General features: G+C 73.9%; 11 protein-coding genes. 7 read left to right on the top strand and 4 right to left on the bottom strand.

The genetic code is table 11. The features are described 5' to 3' along the window. Positions 1-23: 23 nt before the first annotated feature. From ACZ4VL_RS12355 to ACZ4VL_RS12345, 3 genes are all read left to right on the top strand, one after another. Entirely contained in the window at positions 24-1,478 is a 1,455-nt protein-coding gene (locus ACZ4VL_RS12355; RefSeq protein ID WP_468198881.1) for an FGGY family carbohydrate kinase, read from the top strand. Between the two features lie 134 nt (positions 1,479-1,612). Beyond that, positions 1,613-3,346, top strand: a complete 1,734-nt coding sequence (locus ACZ4VL_RS12350; protein ID WP_468198879.1) for an ABC transporter ATP-binding protein — start codon at positions 1,613-1,615, stop codon at positions 3,344-3,346. After that, entirely contained in the window at positions 3,343-5,265 is a 1,923-nt protein-coding gene (locus tag ACZ4VL_RS12345) for an ABC transporter ATP-binding protein (RefSeq protein ID WP_468198876.1), read from the top strand. Before ACZ4VL_RS12350 ends, ACZ4VL_RS12345 begins: the two co-directional genes overlap by 4 nt. Before the next feature lie 127 nt (positions 5,266-5,392). Here the strand turns inward: ACZ4VL_RS12345 and ACZ4VL_RS12340 are convergent, their stop codons facing one another. Continuing rightward, positions 5,393-6,646, bottom strand: a complete 1,254-nt coding sequence (locus ACZ4VL_RS12340; protein WP_468198874.1) for a sigma-70 family RNA polymerase sigma factor — start codon at positions 6,644-6,646, stop codon at positions 5,393-5,395. Positions 6,647-6,724: 78 nt separating this feature from the next. On the opposite strand from ACZ4VL_RS12340, the gene ACZ4VL_RS12335 reads away from it, so the two are divergent. Further along, positions 6,725-7,360, top strand: coding sequence for a hypothetical protein (locus ACZ4VL_RS12335; protein ID WP_468198871.1), 636 nt, complete (start codon positions 6,725-6,727; stop codon positions 7,358-7,360). After that, complete coding sequence (locus ACZ4VL_RS12330) at positions 7,357-8,352, top strand: nucleotidyl transferase AbiEii/AbiGii toxin family protein (RefSeq protein WP_468198868.1); 996 nt, start codon at positions 7,357-7,359, stop codon at positions 8,350-8,352. Before ACZ4VL_RS12335 ends, ACZ4VL_RS12330 begins: the two co-directional genes overlap by 4 nt. A gap of 33 nt (positions 8,353-8,385) precedes the next feature. On the opposite strand, the gene ACZ4VL_RS12325 is transcribed toward ACZ4VL_RS12330, so the two are convergent. The 3 genes from ACZ4VL_RS12325 to ACZ4VL_RS12315 all read right to left on the bottom strand — a co-directional run bounded on the left by ACZ4VL_RS12325 (position 8,386) and on the right by ACZ4VL_RS12315 (position 12,179). Next, entirely contained in the window at positions 8,386-10,467 is a 2,082-nt protein-coding gene (locus tag ACZ4VL_RS12325; RefSeq protein WP_468198866.1) for a molybdopterin oxidoreductase family protein, read from the bottom strand. Between the two features lie 108 nt (positions 10,468-10,575). Further along, on the bottom strand, positions 10,576-11,340 hold the full coding sequence (locus ACZ4VL_RS12320) for a glucose 1-dehydrogenase (protein WP_468199022.1): 765 nt from the start codon (positions 11,338-11,340) through the stop codon (positions 10,576-10,578). Between the two features lie 134 nt (positions 11,341-11,474). Continuing rightward, positions 11,475-12,179, bottom strand: coding sequence for a SanA/YdcF family protein (locus tag ACZ4VL_RS12315; RefSeq protein ID WP_468198864.1), 705 nt, complete (start codon positions 12,177-12,179; stop codon positions 11,475-11,477). A 453-nt stretch (positions 12,180-12,632) separates the two neighbouring features. Between ACZ4VL_RS12315 and ACZ4VL_RS12310 the strand changes: the two genes are divergently transcribed. Together ACZ4VL_RS12310 and ACZ4VL_RS12305 are read left to right on the top strand one after the other, a co-directional pair. After that, complete coding sequence (locus ACZ4VL_RS12310) at positions 12,633-13,352, top strand: sirohydrochlorin chelatase (RefSeq protein WP_468198862.1); 720 nt, start codon at positions 12,633-12,635, stop codon at positions 13,350-13,352. A gap of 55 nt (positions 13,353-13,407) precedes the next feature. Beyond that, positions 13,408-14,778 carry a deoxyguanosinetriphosphate triphosphohydrolase gene (locus tag ACZ4VL_RS12305; RefSeq protein WP_468198860.1) on the top strand — a complete coding sequence of 457 codons (1,371 nt, stop codon included), beginning with the start codon at positions 13,408-13,410 and terminating at the stop codon, positions 14,776-14,778. Positions 14,779-14,846: the final 68 nt, after the last annotated feature.

The raw sequence follows: 14,846 nt of genomic DNA, 5'->3' as shown, positions 1-14,846 counted from the left end.
TTCCGTGCGGCAGAATTCTCCGTATGGGGATAGTCGCCGGGCTGGACAGCTCTTCCGCCTTCACTCGCATCGTCGTGTGCGACGCCGACACGGGTGCCGTACTGCGCCAGGGCTACGCGCCCCATCCGCAGCCCGCGGGTGACCCGGAGGGCATCCACCCCCACGAGACCGACCCCCAGGCCTGGCTGCTCTCCCTCGGCGAAGCCGCCGGCGGCGGCCTCCTCGAAGGCGTCCAGGCCATCGGCGTCTCCGCGCAGCAGCACGCGCTGCTGCCCCTGGACGCGCAGGGCGCCCTCGTCCGCCCCGCCCTCGTCGGCAACGACAAGCGCGGCCAGGTCGCCGCCGCCGACCTCGTCGAGGCCCTCGGTGGCCGGCAGGCCTGGGCCGAGGCGGTGGGCTCCGTCCCGCACTCCGCACAGCCGGTGGCCAAGCTCGCCTGGCTGGCCCGCAACGAGCCCGACGCGGCCCGCCGGGTGGCGGTGCTGATGTCCCCGCACGACTGGCTGGTCTGGCAGCTGCTGGGCCGTCCCGCCCGGCGCACCACCGACCGCGGCGGGGCCTCCGGGACCGGCTACTGGTCGCCGGCGACCGGCGGCTACCGCCCCGACCTGGTCGAGCTGGCGCTCGGCCACATGGCGCTGCTGCCGGAGGTCCTCGCGCCGGCCGAGGCCGCCGGGATGACCCCGGAGGGGCTGCTGATCTCCGCCGGCACCGGGGAGACCATGGCCGCCGCGCTCGGCCTGGGCCTGGTCCCGGGCGACGCCGTGGTGTCGCTGGGCGCCTCGGGCTCCGTGATGGCCGTCCACCACTCGGCGGTGCAGGAGCCGAGCGGCCTGGTCACCTCCCTCGCCGACGGCAGCGGCATGCACCTGCCGGTGGTGAACACCTCCAACGCGGTACGGGCCCTGCGGGGCACCTCCGATCTGCTGGGCACCGATCTGGAGGGGCTGTCCGACCTCGCACTGAAGTCGACGCCGGGCGCGCACGGCCTCGTACTCCTGCCGTACCTGGAGGGCGAGCGCACGCCCGGCCTGCCGCACGCCGCGGGCACCCTGTCCGGGCTGCGGCGCGACTCCATGAAGCCGGAGCACCTGGCGCAGGCCGCGTTCGAGGGCATGCTGTGCGGGCTGGCCGACGCGCTCGACGTGCTGCGCCTGCGCGGGGTCGAGGTCCGCCGGGTGTTCCTGCTGGGCGCGGCGGCCGAGCTGCCCGCCGTCCAGGTGGCGGCCCCCGGACTGTTCGGTACGCAGGTCGTCGTACCGGCACCCGCCGACTACGCGGCGCTGGGCGCGGCGCGCCAGGCGGCCTGGGCGCTCGGGGTGCAGCGGGGGACGCTGGCCCCGCACACCCCGCCGGTGTGGCCGGCGCCGGCCGCGCAGGTCTTCGAGCCGGGCGAGGACTACCCGGCCTGGCAGGCGGTGCGCCAGCAGTACATCGCGACGCGGGAACAGATCCACCCGGGCGCCTTCCAGTCGTAGGACGGGGCAGGGAGCCGAGGGGCCTAGGACCCCCTCCTCCTTTTGTCCGGGCTTTGCGAAAACCGGTGGGGTTTGCACGCACAGGTGGCCGAAGATGGGATGCCCCCCTCGACCGTGCCGACCGGAGCCTGCGCGTGCTCATACGACTTCTGCGGACCCATCTGGGTCCGTACCGCAAACCCATCGTCCTGCTGGTGCTGCTGCAACTGCTCCAGACCAGCGCGAGCCTCTACCTGCCCACGCTGAACGCGGACATCATCGACAAGGGTGTCGTCCACGGCGACACCGGCTACATCCTGCGCTTCGGCGCGCTGATGCTCGGCGTCTCCCTCGTCCAGCTCGGCTGCAACGCCGGCGCCGTCTACTACGGCGCCCGGACCTCCGCGGCCTTCGGCCGCGACGTCCGCGCCGCCGTCTTCGGCCGGGTGCAGAGCTTCTCCGCCCGGGAGCTCGGCCAGTTCGGCGCGCCGTCGCTGATCACCCGTACGACGAACGACGTCCAGCAGGTCCAGATGCTGGTGCTGATGACCTTCACCCTGATGGTCTCGGCGCCGATCATGTGCATCGGCGGCATCGCGATGGCGCTCTCGCTCGACGTGAAGCTGTCGGGCGTGCTGCTGGCCGTGGTGCCCGTCCTCGGCCTGTCCGTCGGCACGATCGTCTGGAAGACGCGCCCGCTGTTCCGCTCGATGCAGCAGCGCCTCGACGTCGTGAACCGGGTGCTGCGCGAGCAGATCACCGGCAACCGGGTGATCCGCGCGTTCGTCCGCGACGACTACGAGAAGGGCCGCTTCCGCGGCGCCAACACCGAGCTGACCGACGTGTCGCTCGCCTCGGGCCGGCTGCTCGCGCTGATGTTCCCCACGGTGATCGTGGTCGTGAACATCTCCAGCGTCGCCGTGATCTGGTTCGGCGCGATGCGGATCGACAGCGGCGGTATGGAGATCGGCCAGCTGACGGCCTTCCTCGCCTACCTGATGCAGATCGTCATGTCCGTCATGATGGCCACGTTCATGTTCATGATGGTGCCGCGCGCCGAGGTCTGTGCCGAGCGCATCCAGGAGGTCCTCGACACCGAATCCAGCGTGGTCCCGCCCGCCGAGCCGGTGACCGAGCTCTCCCGGACCGGGGTGCTGGAGCTGCGCGGCGCCGACTTCCGCTATCCGGGTGCCGAGGCGCCCGTGCTGCGCGGGGTGGACCTGGTGGCCCGCCCGGGCGAGACCACCGCGGTCATCGGCTCGACCGGCAGCGGCAAGTCCACGCTGCTGGGCCTGGTCCCGCGGCTGTTCGACGCGACGGGCGGCCACGTCCTGGTCGACGGCGAGGACGTACGCCGGCTCGACCCCGAGCTGCTGGCCAGGACGGTCGGCCTGGTGCCGCAGAAGCCGTACCTGTTCTCCGGGACGATCGCGTCCAACCTGCGCTACGGGTCCCCCGACGCCACCGACGAGGACCTCTGGCGCGCCCTGGAGGTCGCGCAGGCCGCGGAGTTCGTCTCCGCGCTCGAAGGCGGCCTGGACGCCCCGATCACCCAGGGCGGTACGAACGTCTCCGGCGGCCAGCGCCAGCGCCTGGCCATCGCCCGCACGCTGGTGCAGCGCCCGGAGATCTACCTGTTCGACGACTCCTTCTCGGCCCTGGACTACGCCACGGACGCGGCGCTGCGGGCGGCGCTCGCCCGCGAGACGGAGGACGCGACGGTGGTCATCGTCGCCCAGCGGGTCTCGACGATCCGCGACGCCGACCGGATCATCGTGCTCGACGAGGGCCGGGTCGTGGGCGAGGGACGCCACCACGAGCTGATGGCCGGCAACGAGACCTACCGGGAGATCGTGCTCTCCCAGCTGACGGAGGCGGAGGCCGCATGAGCGGGCCCGGAGGACGGATGATGGCGGGACCGGCCCAACGGTCCCTGGACTTCAAGGGCTCGGGCAGGCGGCTGCTGCGGCAGCTCGCACAGGACCGGGCCAAGCTGTGGGGCATGGTCGCGGCGGTCTTCGGCAGCGTCGTCTGCACGGTGATCGGCCCCAAGATCCTCGGCAACGCCACCGACCTGGTCTTCGCGGGGATCGTCGGCCGGCAGATGCCGGCCGGGATCACCAAGGAGCAGGCGCTCGACGGGCTGCGCGCCAAGGGCGAGGACGGCATGGCGGACATGCTGTCCGGCACCGAGTTCACCCCCGGCGAGGGCATCGACTTCGGTGCCGTCGGGGTCGTGGCGCTCTGGGCGCTGGCGGTCTTCGTCCTGGCCGGCCTGCTGATGCTGGTGGCGACGCGGCTGTCGAACCACATCATGAACGGCACCGTGTACCGGATGCGCGAGGAGCTCCAGGACAAGCTGGCGCGGCTGCCGCTGTCGTACTTCGACCGGCAGAAGCGCGGCGAGGTGCTCAGCCGGGCCACCAACGACATCGACAACGTCGGGCAGACGCTCCAGCAGACGATGGGGCAGCTGCTCAACTCTCTGCTGACGATCGTCGGCGTGCTCGCGATGATGTTCTGGATCTCGCCGCTGCTGGCGCTGGTGGCGCTGGTGACGATCCCGGTGTCGGTGGCCGTCGCCGCGAAGATCGGCAAGAAGTCGCAGCCGCAGTTCGTGGCGCAGTGGAAGTCCACGGGTGCGCTCAACGCGCACATCGAGGAGATGTACTCGGGCCACACGCTGGTGAAGGTCTTCGGCCGGCAGAAGGAGTCCGCGGCCGTCTTCGCCGAGCAGAACGATGCGCTGTTCCGGGCCTCGTTCAAGGCGCAGCTGGTCAGCGGCATCATGCAGCCGGTGATGTTCTTCATATCGAACATCAACTACGTGCTGGTGGCGGTCGTCGGCGGTCTGCGGGTGGCCTCGGGCAGCCTGTCGATCGGTGACGTGCAGGCCTTCATCCAGTACTCGCGCCAGTTCTCGATGCCGCTGACGCAGGTCGCGTCGATGGCGAACCTGGTGCAGTCCGGCGTGGCCTCGGCGGAGCGGGTGTACGAGCTGCTCGACGCCGAGGAGCAGGAGCCGGACGTCGCGGTTCCGGAGCGTCCGGAGAAGCTCCGCGGCCAGGTCACGCTGGACAAGGTGGCCTTCCGCTACGAGCCGGACAAGCCGCTGATCGAGAACCTGTCGCTGACCGTCGAGCCCGGCCAGACCGTCGCCATCGTCGGTCCGACGGGCGCAGGCAAGACCACCCTGGTGAACCTGCTCATGCGCTTCTACGAGGTCACCGGCGGCCGGATCGCGCTCGACGGCGTGGACATCTCGAAGATGACCCGCGAGGAGCTGCGCGGCGGCATCGGCATGGTGCTCCAGGACACCTGGCTGTTCGGCGGCACGATCGCGGAGAACATCGCGTACGGGGCCTCGCGCGAGGTCACGCGCGCCGAGATCGAGGAGGCGGCGCGGGCCGCGCACGCCGACCGGTTCGTCCGCACCCTGCCGGACGGCTACGACACCGTGCTGGACGACGAGGGGGCGGGGGTCAGTGCGGGCGAGAAGCAGCTGATCACCATCGCCCGGGCGTTCCTGTCGGACCCGGTGATCCTCGTCCTGGACGAGGCGACCAGCTCCGTGGACACCCGTACCGAGGTGCTGATCCAGAAGGCGATGGCGCGGCTCGCGCACGGCCGTACGTCCTTCGTGATCGCGCACCGGCTCTCCACGATCCGGGATGCGGACGTGATCCTGGTGATGGAGAACGGCTCCATCGTGGAGCAGGGCGCGCACGGGGAGCTGCTGGCGGCGTCGGGCGCGTACGCGCGGCTGTACACGGCGCAGTTCGCGCAGGCGGTCGCCGAGGTCGACTGACCGGACGCGGCCCGGGACCGCCCCGGACGCGGGCGCGGGTACGCGGGCGCGGGTACGCGCGCGGGGGCGGGGCGGGATCCGGCGGAGCCGGACCTGTCCCGCCCCCGCCGTTTCGCCGGGCCGGCCGTCAGTCGAGGTAGCCGCGGAGCTGGTCGGCGAAGGCGTGGTCGCGCAGCTTGCCCAGGGTCTTGGACTCGATCTGGCGGATGCGTTCGCGCGTCACGCCGAAGATGCGCCCTATCTCCTCCAGGGTGCGGGGCCTGCCGTCGGCCAGCCCGTACCGCAGCTGGACGACCTTGCGCTCCCGCTCGCCGAGGGTCGACAGGACCGCCTCCAGGTGTTCGCGCAGCAGGAAGAAGGCGGCGGACTCCATCGGCGAGGCCGCGTCCCCGTCCTCGATCAGGTCGCCGAGGGCGACGTCCTCCTCCTCGCCGACCGGCGCGTGCAGCGAGACCGGCTCCTGCGCGAGGCGCAGCACCTCCAGCACCCGCTCCGGCGTCAGTTCCAGGTGGACGGCGACCTCTTCGGCGGTGGGCTCGTAGCCGCGCTCCTGGAGCATGCGCCGCTGGACGCGCACGACGCGGTTGATGAGCTCCACGACGTGGACGGGGACGCGGATGGTGCGGGCCTGGTCGGCGAGGGCCCGCGACATCGCCTGCCGGATCCACCAGGTGGCGTAGGTGGAGAACTTGTAGCCGCGCGTGTAGTCGAACTTCTCAACGGCCCGGATCAGGCCGAGGTTCCCCTCCTGCACGAGGTCCAGCATCGTCAGGCCACGGCCCACGTACCGCTTGGCGACGGAGACGACGAGCCGGAGGTTCGACTCGATCAGGCGCCGCTTGGCCATCCGCCCCATGACGACGAGCTTGTCCAGGTCGAGGGCGAGCCCCAGGTCCAGGTCGGGGGTGTTGCCCAGCTTCTCCTCGGCGAACAGCCCGGCCTCGACGCGCCGTGCGAGCTCGACCTCCTCGGCGGCGCTGAGCAGCGGGATCCTGCCTATCTCGCGCAGGTACTGCCGGAACAGGTCGGCCGAGGGCCCCGTCGTCCCGGCGGCGCTGTCGCCGCGCCGGCGCTGCTCGGGCACCTGCTCGATCAGCTCCAGCACCTCGGGCTCGTCGCCGTCCCCGGCCCCGGCCTCGGCCTCGGCCTCGACCTCGGCCTCGACCTCCTGCCCGCTGCCGGGCTCGGTCTCCGTCCCGGGCTCCGTCCGGGGATCCGTCCCGGGCTCGGGATCGGCCTCGGGCTCCTCGCCCTCCGGGGCCTGGGCCGCGACGGCGGGGACGGGCGGGCTCACGTTGACGGTCAGGATCCGGGTCTGCACGGGGGCGACCTCCAGGGCTCCGAGGACGGTGGCACCGCACCTCAGTGTGGGGTACGGCACATCGTCGCCACGAGGGGCGTGCGGGCACTTTCTGAGCCCGGTGCGTGACCGGATGGTTACCCGCCGGGGGGAACGCCGATGCGGACCGGACGCATGTACGACAAGATCGGCGGCATGTCCGCGTACGAAACCCATGTCACGCTGCACTGCCCGGACGTGGCAGAGCTGGCACGACTCCACGCCTGGGCCGGCGCACGGGGCCTGAAGGTGACCCACATCGTGCTGGCCCGCGGCCGCACGGTGTCGCAGCCGATGCTGACCCTGCCCGACCGCGACGGCCACGAGGCCCTGGTACCGCTGCTGCGTGCGGCCGGCTTCGACCCGGTCCGGGTCAAGGTGGAGACCGTCCCGTGGACCACGGACCGACCGGGCCCGGGCGGCGGCTACTTCGAGCACCACCTCAAGCTGCTGCTCCCCGCCGGCTTCGACCGGGCCGCCCTGGAGGCCCTCGTCACCCCGCACGGGGCGCACCTCTCGTGGAACGCCCGGCGCGCGGCGCAGGACGGCGGGAGCCACGAGCGGTTCGTCACCCAGCGGTACCGGGGTCCCGCGGGGGCGGCCGGGGCGGCGGGAGCCGGCCGGGCCTGCGACGCGCTGGTCGCCGCGCTGGCGGCCGCCGGGTACGACATCCGCTCGGAGGAGAGGGAGTTCGTGCTGCACGACAGCGACCTGTCGGTGGACGACGGATGGATCGAGGAGGGGGTGGCCGCATGAGCGGTACGCCGTGGGAGCCGTCGATCCCGGGCGGACCGGACGACCCGGCGGAGCCGGCCGAGGAGCGGAGGCGGCGCGGGGATTCACCGCCGCGGACCCTGCTGGCGGGCGTGGGGCCGCAGGCACCGTCGGCGGTGGCGTCCGATCCGGCGCTGAAGCACTTCGCCGAGGCGTACCGGCCGCTGGATCCGGCGATCGGGGACCCGGCGGTCCGCGAGGCCTGGCTGCGGGCGCGGCGCACCGCGATGGCGGTCGTCCTGCGCGCCGTCCACGCCTCCGGGTGGGCGCCGTCGCTGGTGCTGCGCGGCAGCATGCTGATGGCGCAGTGGTTCGGGGTCGCTGCTCGGGAGCCGCACGACCTGGACTTCGTCGTGGTCCCCGCCGACTGGCGGATCGAGGAGGACCGCACCGGGCGCATGCTCGACGACATCGCGGCGTCCGCCGAGCGCCTGGCCGGGAATCGGGCCGGGGGGCTGGACATGCCGGCCCAGGGGGCGGTGTCCGAGTACATCTGGACGTACGAGCGCGTCCCGGGCCGGCGGCTGGTGCTGCCCTGGTCCGCACCCGGGCTGCCCGGTGGGCAGGTGCAGCTGGACTTCGTCTTCAACGAGCCGCTGCCGGTGCCCGCCGAGCCGGTGGAGGCGGCCGGGGTGCCGCTGCTCGGCGCCACCCGGGAACTGTCCCTCGCGTGGAAGCTGATGTGGCTCGCCGGGGACCTGTACCCGCAGGGCAAGGACCCCTACGACGCGGTGCTCCTGGCGGAGGGCCGCACCCCGTCGCGCGCGCTGGTGGAGGAGGTGTTCCGGCTGTCCGGCGAGTTCGAGGAGCAGGGACGTACGGTGCGGTTCACGCCCGACGTGTTCGCGTCCTTCGCCCACGTCGACTGGAGCGGCTTCCGCAAGGAGTACCCGACGCTCCGCGTCGACGAGCGGAGCCTCGTGGAGCGGTTGTCGGCCGCCCTGGAACCGGTCTTCGCCCAGGACGGTCAGTGAGCGCCCGGCCGGGGCGGGCGGTGGTGGTGGCAGCTAGCGCACCGGTTCCACTCGGACCGCGCAGACCTTGAACTCCGGCATGCGGGAGACCGGGTCCAGGGCCGGGTTGGTGAGGGTGTTGGCGCGGCCCTCGCCCGGCCAGTGGAACGGCATGAAGACCGTGTCGGCGCGGATGGCGTCCGTGATGCGGGCCGGGGCGACGGCGCGGCCGCGGCGGGAGGTGACCGCGAGCGGGTCGCCGTCGGCCACGCCGATACGGGCCGCCAGGCGCGGGTGGAGCTCCACGAACGCGCCGGGGGCGGCCGCGTTCAGCTCGTCGACGCGGCGGGTCTGGGCGCCCGACTGGTACTGGGCGACCACCCGGCCGGTGGTGAGCAGGAGCGGGTACGCGGCGTCCGGGACCTCGGCCGCCTCGCGGTGGGAGACGGGGACGAAGCGGGCGCGGCCGTCGTCGGTGGCGAACCGGTCCAGGAAGAGCCGCGGCTGCCCCGCGGAGCCCTCGGGGCAGGGCCAGAAGACGCCCTGCTCGGTCTCGATGCGGGCGTAGGAGATGCCCGAGTAGTCAGCCGGGCCGCCGGCAGAGGCGCGCCGGAGCTCCTCGAAGACCTCCTCGGGGGCGGTCGGGAAGCCCTTCTCGACGCCGAGGCGGCCCGCCAGGCCGTGCAGGACCTCCAGGTCGCTGCGGACGCCCGGCGGCGGGGTGAGGGCGCGGCGGCGCAGCAGGACGCGGCCCTCCAGGTTGGTGGTGGTGCCGGTCTCCTCCGCCCACTGGGTGACGGGCAGGACCACGTCGGCGAGGGCCGCGGTCTCGGAGAGGACGACGTCCGCGACGGCCAGGAAGTCCAGGGCGCGGATGCGCTCCTCGACGTGCGCGGCCCGGGGGGCCGACACCACCGGGTTGGAGCCCATCAGGAGCAGGGCCCGGACGTCGGTGCCGAGGGCGTCGAGGAGTTCGTACGCGCTGCGGCCGGGCCCCGGGAGGCTGTCGGGGTCGACGCCCCACACCCCGGCGACGTGGGCACGGGCGGCCGGGTCGGCCAGTTTGCGGTAGCCGGGGAGCTGGTCGGCCTTCTGGCCGTGCTCGCGGCCGCCCTGGCCGTTGCCCTGGCCGGTGAGGCAGCCGTAGCCGGAGAGGGGGCGGCCGGCGCGGCCGGTGGCCAGGCACAGGTTGATCCAGGCGCCGACGGTGTCGGTGCCCTTGGACTGCTGCTCCGGCCCGCGGGCGGTGAGGACCATCGCGGAGGACGGGGTGCAGAACAGCGAGACGGCCTCCCGCAGCTTCGGCACGGGGACGCCGGTGATCCGCTCGACCAGCTCCGGCCAGTGCGCCATCGCGGCCGCGCGGGCCTCCTCCCAGCCGGTGGTGCGCGCGGCGATGAACTCCTCGTCGGTGTGGCCCTCGGCGACGACCAGGTGCAGCAGGCCCAGCGCGAGGGCGAGGTCCGTACCGGGGCGGGGGGCCAGGTGCAGGTCGGCCTGCTCCGCGGTGCGGGTGCGGCGCGGGTCGACGACGATCAGGGTGCCGCCGTTGGCCTTCAGCTCCGTCAGGTAGCGCAGGGCGGGCGGCATGGTCTCGGCGAGGTTGGAGCCGACCAGGACCACGCACCCGGTGCGCGGGACGTCCTCCAGCGGGAACGGCAGCCCGCGGTCCAGGCCGAACGCCCGCTGGTGGGCGGCGGCGGCCGAGGACATGCAGAAGCGGCCGTTGTAGTCGATCTGCGAGGTGCCGAGGGCGACTCGGGCGAACTTGCCGAGCGCGTACGCCTTCTCGTTGGTGAGCCCGCCGCCGCCGAAGACGCCGACCGCGTCCGGGCCGTGGGTGCCCCGGGTGCGGGCGAGGCCCGCCGCGACGGCGTCGAGGGCCTCCTCCCAGGTGGCCGGTTCGAGCCGCCCGGCGTGGGTGCGGACGAGCGGCTCGGTCAGGCGCACCCGGGAGGAGAGCACGGCGGGGGCGGTGCGGCCCTTGCCGCACAGCGCGCCCCGGTTCACGGGGAAGTCGGCCCGCTCCTCCACCGCTGCCGGGTCCGCCCCGTCCGGCGTGGGGCGGAGCTTCATGCCGCACTGCAGCGCGCAGTACGGGCAGTGCGTGGCGGTGGCGGTGCCGGGCGTGTGCATGCTTTCAGCGTGCGGCGGCGGTGTTACGCGGGCCGCCGCCTGACGGTTACACCTGCTGTACGGGCACCTCAGCGCCCCCGCCGCCGCCCGGTGAGGGCTCGGCTTCCGTCACTGCCCGGTCAGGTTCCGCACGGTCAGGCCGGCCGTCCAGCCGCCGTCGACCGCCAGCTCGGCGCCGGTGACGTACGCGGCGGCATCGGAGAGCAGGAAGGCCACCGCGGCGGCCGTCTCCTCGGGCGCTCCGACCCGGCCCAGCGGGGCGCCGGGGAAGTTGCCCGCGCCGGACCGGATGCCGATCTCGGCGGTCATCGGCGTCAGCATCATGCCGGGGTGGACCGAGTTGACCCGGATCCCCGCCTCGGCGAGCTCCACCGCACCGATCTTGGACAGTCCGCGCACGCCCCACTTGGAGGCCCCGTACCCGGCGGTGAGCGCCATGCCGGTGAGGCCGGCCGCGGAGGAGACGTTCACGATGGAGCCGCCGCCGTTCGCCCGCAGCAGCGGGACCGCGGTCCGGATGCCGATGAACACGCCGACCAGGTTGGTCTCGACGACCCGGCGGAAGTACTCGACGCTCTCCTCCTCCAGCAGCGTGCCGGTGGCTATGCCCGCGTTGTTGACGAGCCCGTCGAGCCGGCCGAACTCGGCCACGGCGTGGTCGAGGGCGGCCTGCCAGTCGGCCTCGCTGGTGACGTCGTGCCGCAGGAACCGCGCCGCACCGCCGTGCTCCGCGGCCGTCCGCGCACCCTCCGCCTCCAGCACGTCGGTGATCAGCACCCGGCCGCCGCCCTCCACGACGGCCCGCGCCGCCGCCGCGCCCAGCCCCCGGGCCCCGCCGGTGACCACCACGACCTTGCCGCTCAGATCCACCACTGCCACGCTTCCCACCCCTGACCTCGCCCGAACTGGCCTCGCACCCGACCGACTTCGCACCCGACGGTCCACGGCCGCCCGGCTCGGGCTCCGCGGCCGTGGTCTCCGGCAGCAGCCCGCCCGGCAGCGCCGCGTCAGTCTCGCAGAGCGCCGAGGGCCCGGGGCACGCCCTGCTCCTTCGGCCCGAGGAAGTGCGGCTCCGGCTTGAAAGCCGCGTCCAGGGCCGCCTTGCCCGCCGCGAACACCTCGCGGGTGCCGCCGTAGTACCAGGTCGCGTCGTGCTCGTCGTCCACGCCGACCCCGTACGAGTCCAGACCCGCCGCCTCGCACAGGGCGACGGCCCGGCGTATGTGGAAGCCCTGGCTGATCAGCACCGCCCGATCCACCCCGAATATCTCCCGGGCCCTGACGCAGGAGTCCCACGTGTCGAATCCGGCGTAGTCGCTGACGATGTGCGCGTCCGGCACGCCGTGGCCCGTGAGGTACGTCCGCATCGCGCCCGGCTCGTCGTACTCGGTGCGGCTGTTGTCCCCGGTGACGAGGACGACCTTGACCTTGCCGGCGCGGTACAGCTCCACGGCCGCGTCGAGCCGGCGGGCCAGGTACGGCGTCGGCCTGCCGTTCCACAGCCCGGCCCCGAACACCATCGCCACCTCGGCCGCCGGGGCGTCCGCCGTGCCGCGCAGCCGGTCCGCGGCCACCGCGTGCGTCCACGTCGAAGGCAGCAGGGCCAGCACGCAGCCCGCCATCACCGCCTGCACGGCCCGCCGCCGGCCGCGCACCCCGCGCGGCAGCGACGGCCGCAGCAGCGCCGCCGCCCGCCGCGCCCGGTCCCGCATCCCCGTCCTCCCCGTCCTCCCCGTCCTCCCCGTGGTCCCCGTCCTCCCCGTGGTCCCCGTGGTCCTCGTGGTCTTCATGTCCTGTCCCCCCAGCCGCGCTCGCCCCGGACGCCCTGTCCGCGTGCCCTGTCCGGGTGCCCTGCGGTCCTCCGCACACACCGTTCGCACAGATTGACGATCGAGTCCGCGGCCCGGGTTCCCCCCACCCCCTCTTTCACTCGTACGAATGACCGAGTGAGCAGCTTGAAAAAACCCGTCATCCCGGCGCAACGCCCCTGCAACCTGCACCCCGCAGGATCGGTTCATGACGGAGCCGGTGCACCCTCCCGAGTCCCCATCCCTCCCGCTTCCCGCCGCCACGGCCGCTGAGCTGCTGAACCGGATCACCGCCCAACTCGGCACGCAGCTGCGCGGACTGAGACCGCCGGGGGCCCGGTCCCACGGAGTCCACGCATGCACCCCACCCTCGTCGCCGTCGCCCACGGCAGCCGCGACCCGCGCGCCCTCCCCACCGTCCAGGCCCTGGTCGAGCGGATCCGCGAACTGCGCCCCCGCCTCGACGTCCGGCTCGGCCACGTCGAGCTGAACCGGCCGCTGCTCGCCGACACCCTGCGGCGCACCCCCGGCCCGGTCGTCCTCGTCCCCCTCCTCCTCGGCCGCGGGTACCACGTCAAACGGGACCTCCCCGCGGCCGCGGCCCGGCACGCCGACGCCCGCGTCGCCGCCCCGCTCGGCCCGCACCCGCTGCTCGTCGAGGCCCTGCACGAGCGCCTCCTGGAGGCCGGCTGGAACCCGGACGCCCACACCGCAGTCGTGCTCGCCGCGGCCGGCTCCCGCGACCCCGACGCGGCGGCCGACACCCGGCGCACCGCCGCCCTGCTGTCCGAGCGCCTCGGCGGGACGGCCGTCGTCGCGGCCTACGCCTCCGCCGCGGCGCCCGCCGTGCCCGACGCGGTCCGCGCCCTGACCGCCCGCGGCCACCACCGGGTCGCCGTGGCCTCGTACTTCACCGCGCCGGGCCGCTTCGCCGCGCAGAGCGCCGCCGCCGCGACCGGACCGGCGGCCGCCCCGCTCGGCGACCACCCGGCCCTGGCCCGCCTCGTCCTGCGGCGCTACGACCAGGCCCTGGCCGCCCCGACGGCCGGGACCCCGCTGGAACTCGCCACCGCCTGAGGACGGGCGGCGCCGGATTCCTCGGATTGTCGGCGTCTGCGGTTACCGTCGGAGCATGGAAGGCATGGCAGGCACCTCACCCGTCCGTCCGCACGACCCCGCCGACCCCGCAGGCCCCGCAGGCCCCGGGGGCCCCGGAGACTCCTACTCCGCTGCCGACACCGAGCGCTGGGCCCCCGAGCCCGACAAGCGCCCGGGCCGGACGGCCTTCCAGCGCGACCGCGCCCGCGTGCTGCACTCGGCCGCGCTGCGCCGCCTCGCCGGGAAGACACAGGTCGTCACGCCCGGCAGCCGCTCGTACGACTGGGACGCCAGCCCCCGCACCCGCCTGACGCACTCCCTGGAGTGCGCCCAGGTCGGCCGCGAGCTCGGCGCGGCCCTCGGCTGCGATCCCGACCTGGTGGAAGCGGCCTGCCTCTCGCACGACATGGGCCACCCGCCCTTCGGGCACAACGGCGAGGAAGCGCTGAACGAGTTCGCCAAGGACTGCGGCGGCTTCGAGGGCAACGCGCAGTCGCTGCGCCTGCTGACCCGGCTGGAGCCGAAGCGGTTCACGGCCGATCCGACGACCGGCGGGCCCGTCAGCGTCGGCCTCAACCTCACCCGGGCCTGCCTGGACGCCGCCACCAAGTACCCCTGGGCCCGCGGCGGCCACCCCACCGACCCCGACTCGGTCAAGTTCGGCGCGTACGAGGACGACCTGCCCGTCTTCGCGTGGCTGCGCCGCGGCGCGCCCGCCGGCCGCAAGTGCTTCGAGGCCCAGGTCATGGACTGGTCGGACGACGTCGCGTACTCCGTCCACGACTTCGAGGACGGCCTGCACGCCGGGCACATCGACCCCAACCTGCTGTTCGCCGAGCCGGAACGCGCCGCGATCCGACAGGTCGCCATCGGCCGGTACGTCCCCGCCGACACCGACCCGGAGGAGCTGCGCGAGGCCCTCGACCGGCTGATGGAGCAGGAGTGGTGGCCGCACGGCTACGACGGCTCGGCCGTCGCCCAGGCCCGCCTGAAGGACGCCACGAGCCAGCTGATCGGCCGGTTCTGCCTGGCCGCCGAGGGCGCCACCCGCGCGACGTACGGCTCGGGCCGGCTGACCCGGTACGCGGCCGAGCTGGTCGTGCCGCGCGAGGCGCGCAACGAGTGCGCGGTCCTCAAGGCCGTCGCCGACCTGTACGTGATACAGCGTGACGAGCAGGAGCGGCTGCGCGCCGACCAGCGCATCGTCCTGGCCGAACTCGCCGAGGCGCTGCTCGCCCGCGCGCCCGAGGGCCTCGACCCCCAGTTCCGTGCGATCTTCGACGGGGCCCCGGACGACAAGGCCCGCAAACGCGCCGTCATCGACCAGATCGCGTGCCTGACCGACGCATCGGCGCGCTCCCTGCACGCCCGGCTCACCCGCCGCACCCTCCGCACCGAAGGGTGATCCGATCGGGCCACTCCCCCTTCACGCGGCAGGCTCGGTGCGGGACGCTCGCATGTGGTCGCAAGTGG

It is taken from the genome of Streptomyces sp. NPDC029014 (genome assembly GCF_055564695.1).
This window is presented reverse-complemented; position numbering and strand designations above follow the sequence as displayed.

What these genes read in the sequence shown, in the direction of transcription:
- ACZ4VL_RS12335 (WP_468198871.1), top strand. Translation starts at nt 6,725, where the DNA reads ATGCGGACCGGACGCATGTACGACAAGATCGGCGGCATGTCCGCGTAC.
- ACZ4VL_RS12305 (WP_468198860.1), top strand. Translation starts at nt 13,408, where the DNA reads ATGGAAGGCATGGCAGGCACCTCACCCGTCCGTCCGCACGACCCCGCC.
- ACZ4VL_RS12315 (WP_468198864.1), bottom strand. Translation starts at nt 12,179, where the DNA reads ATGCGGGACCGGGCGCGGCGGGCGGCGGCGCTGCTGCGGCCGTCGCTG.
- ACZ4VL_RS12325 (WP_468198866.1), bottom strand. Translation starts at nt 10,467, where the DNA reads ATGCACACGCCCGGCACCGCCACCGCCACGCACTGCCCGTACTGCGCG.
- ACZ4VL_RS12330 (WP_468198868.1), top strand. Translation starts at nt 7,357, where the DNA reads ATGAGCGGTACGCCGTGGGAGCCGTCGATCCCGGGCGGACCGGACGAC.
- ACZ4VL_RS12355 (WP_468198881.1), top strand. Translation starts at nt 24, where the DNA reads ATGGGGATAGTCGCCGGGCTGGACAGCTCTTCCGCCTTCACTCGCATC.
- ACZ4VL_RS12345 (WP_468198876.1), top strand. Translation starts at nt 3,343, where the DNA reads ATGAGCGGGCCCGGAGGACGGATGATGGCGGGACCGGCCCAACGGTCC.
- ACZ4VL_RS12310 (WP_468198862.1), top strand. Translation starts at nt 12,633, where the DNA reads ATGCACCCCACCCTCGTCGCCGTCGCCCACGGCAGCCGCGACCCGCGC.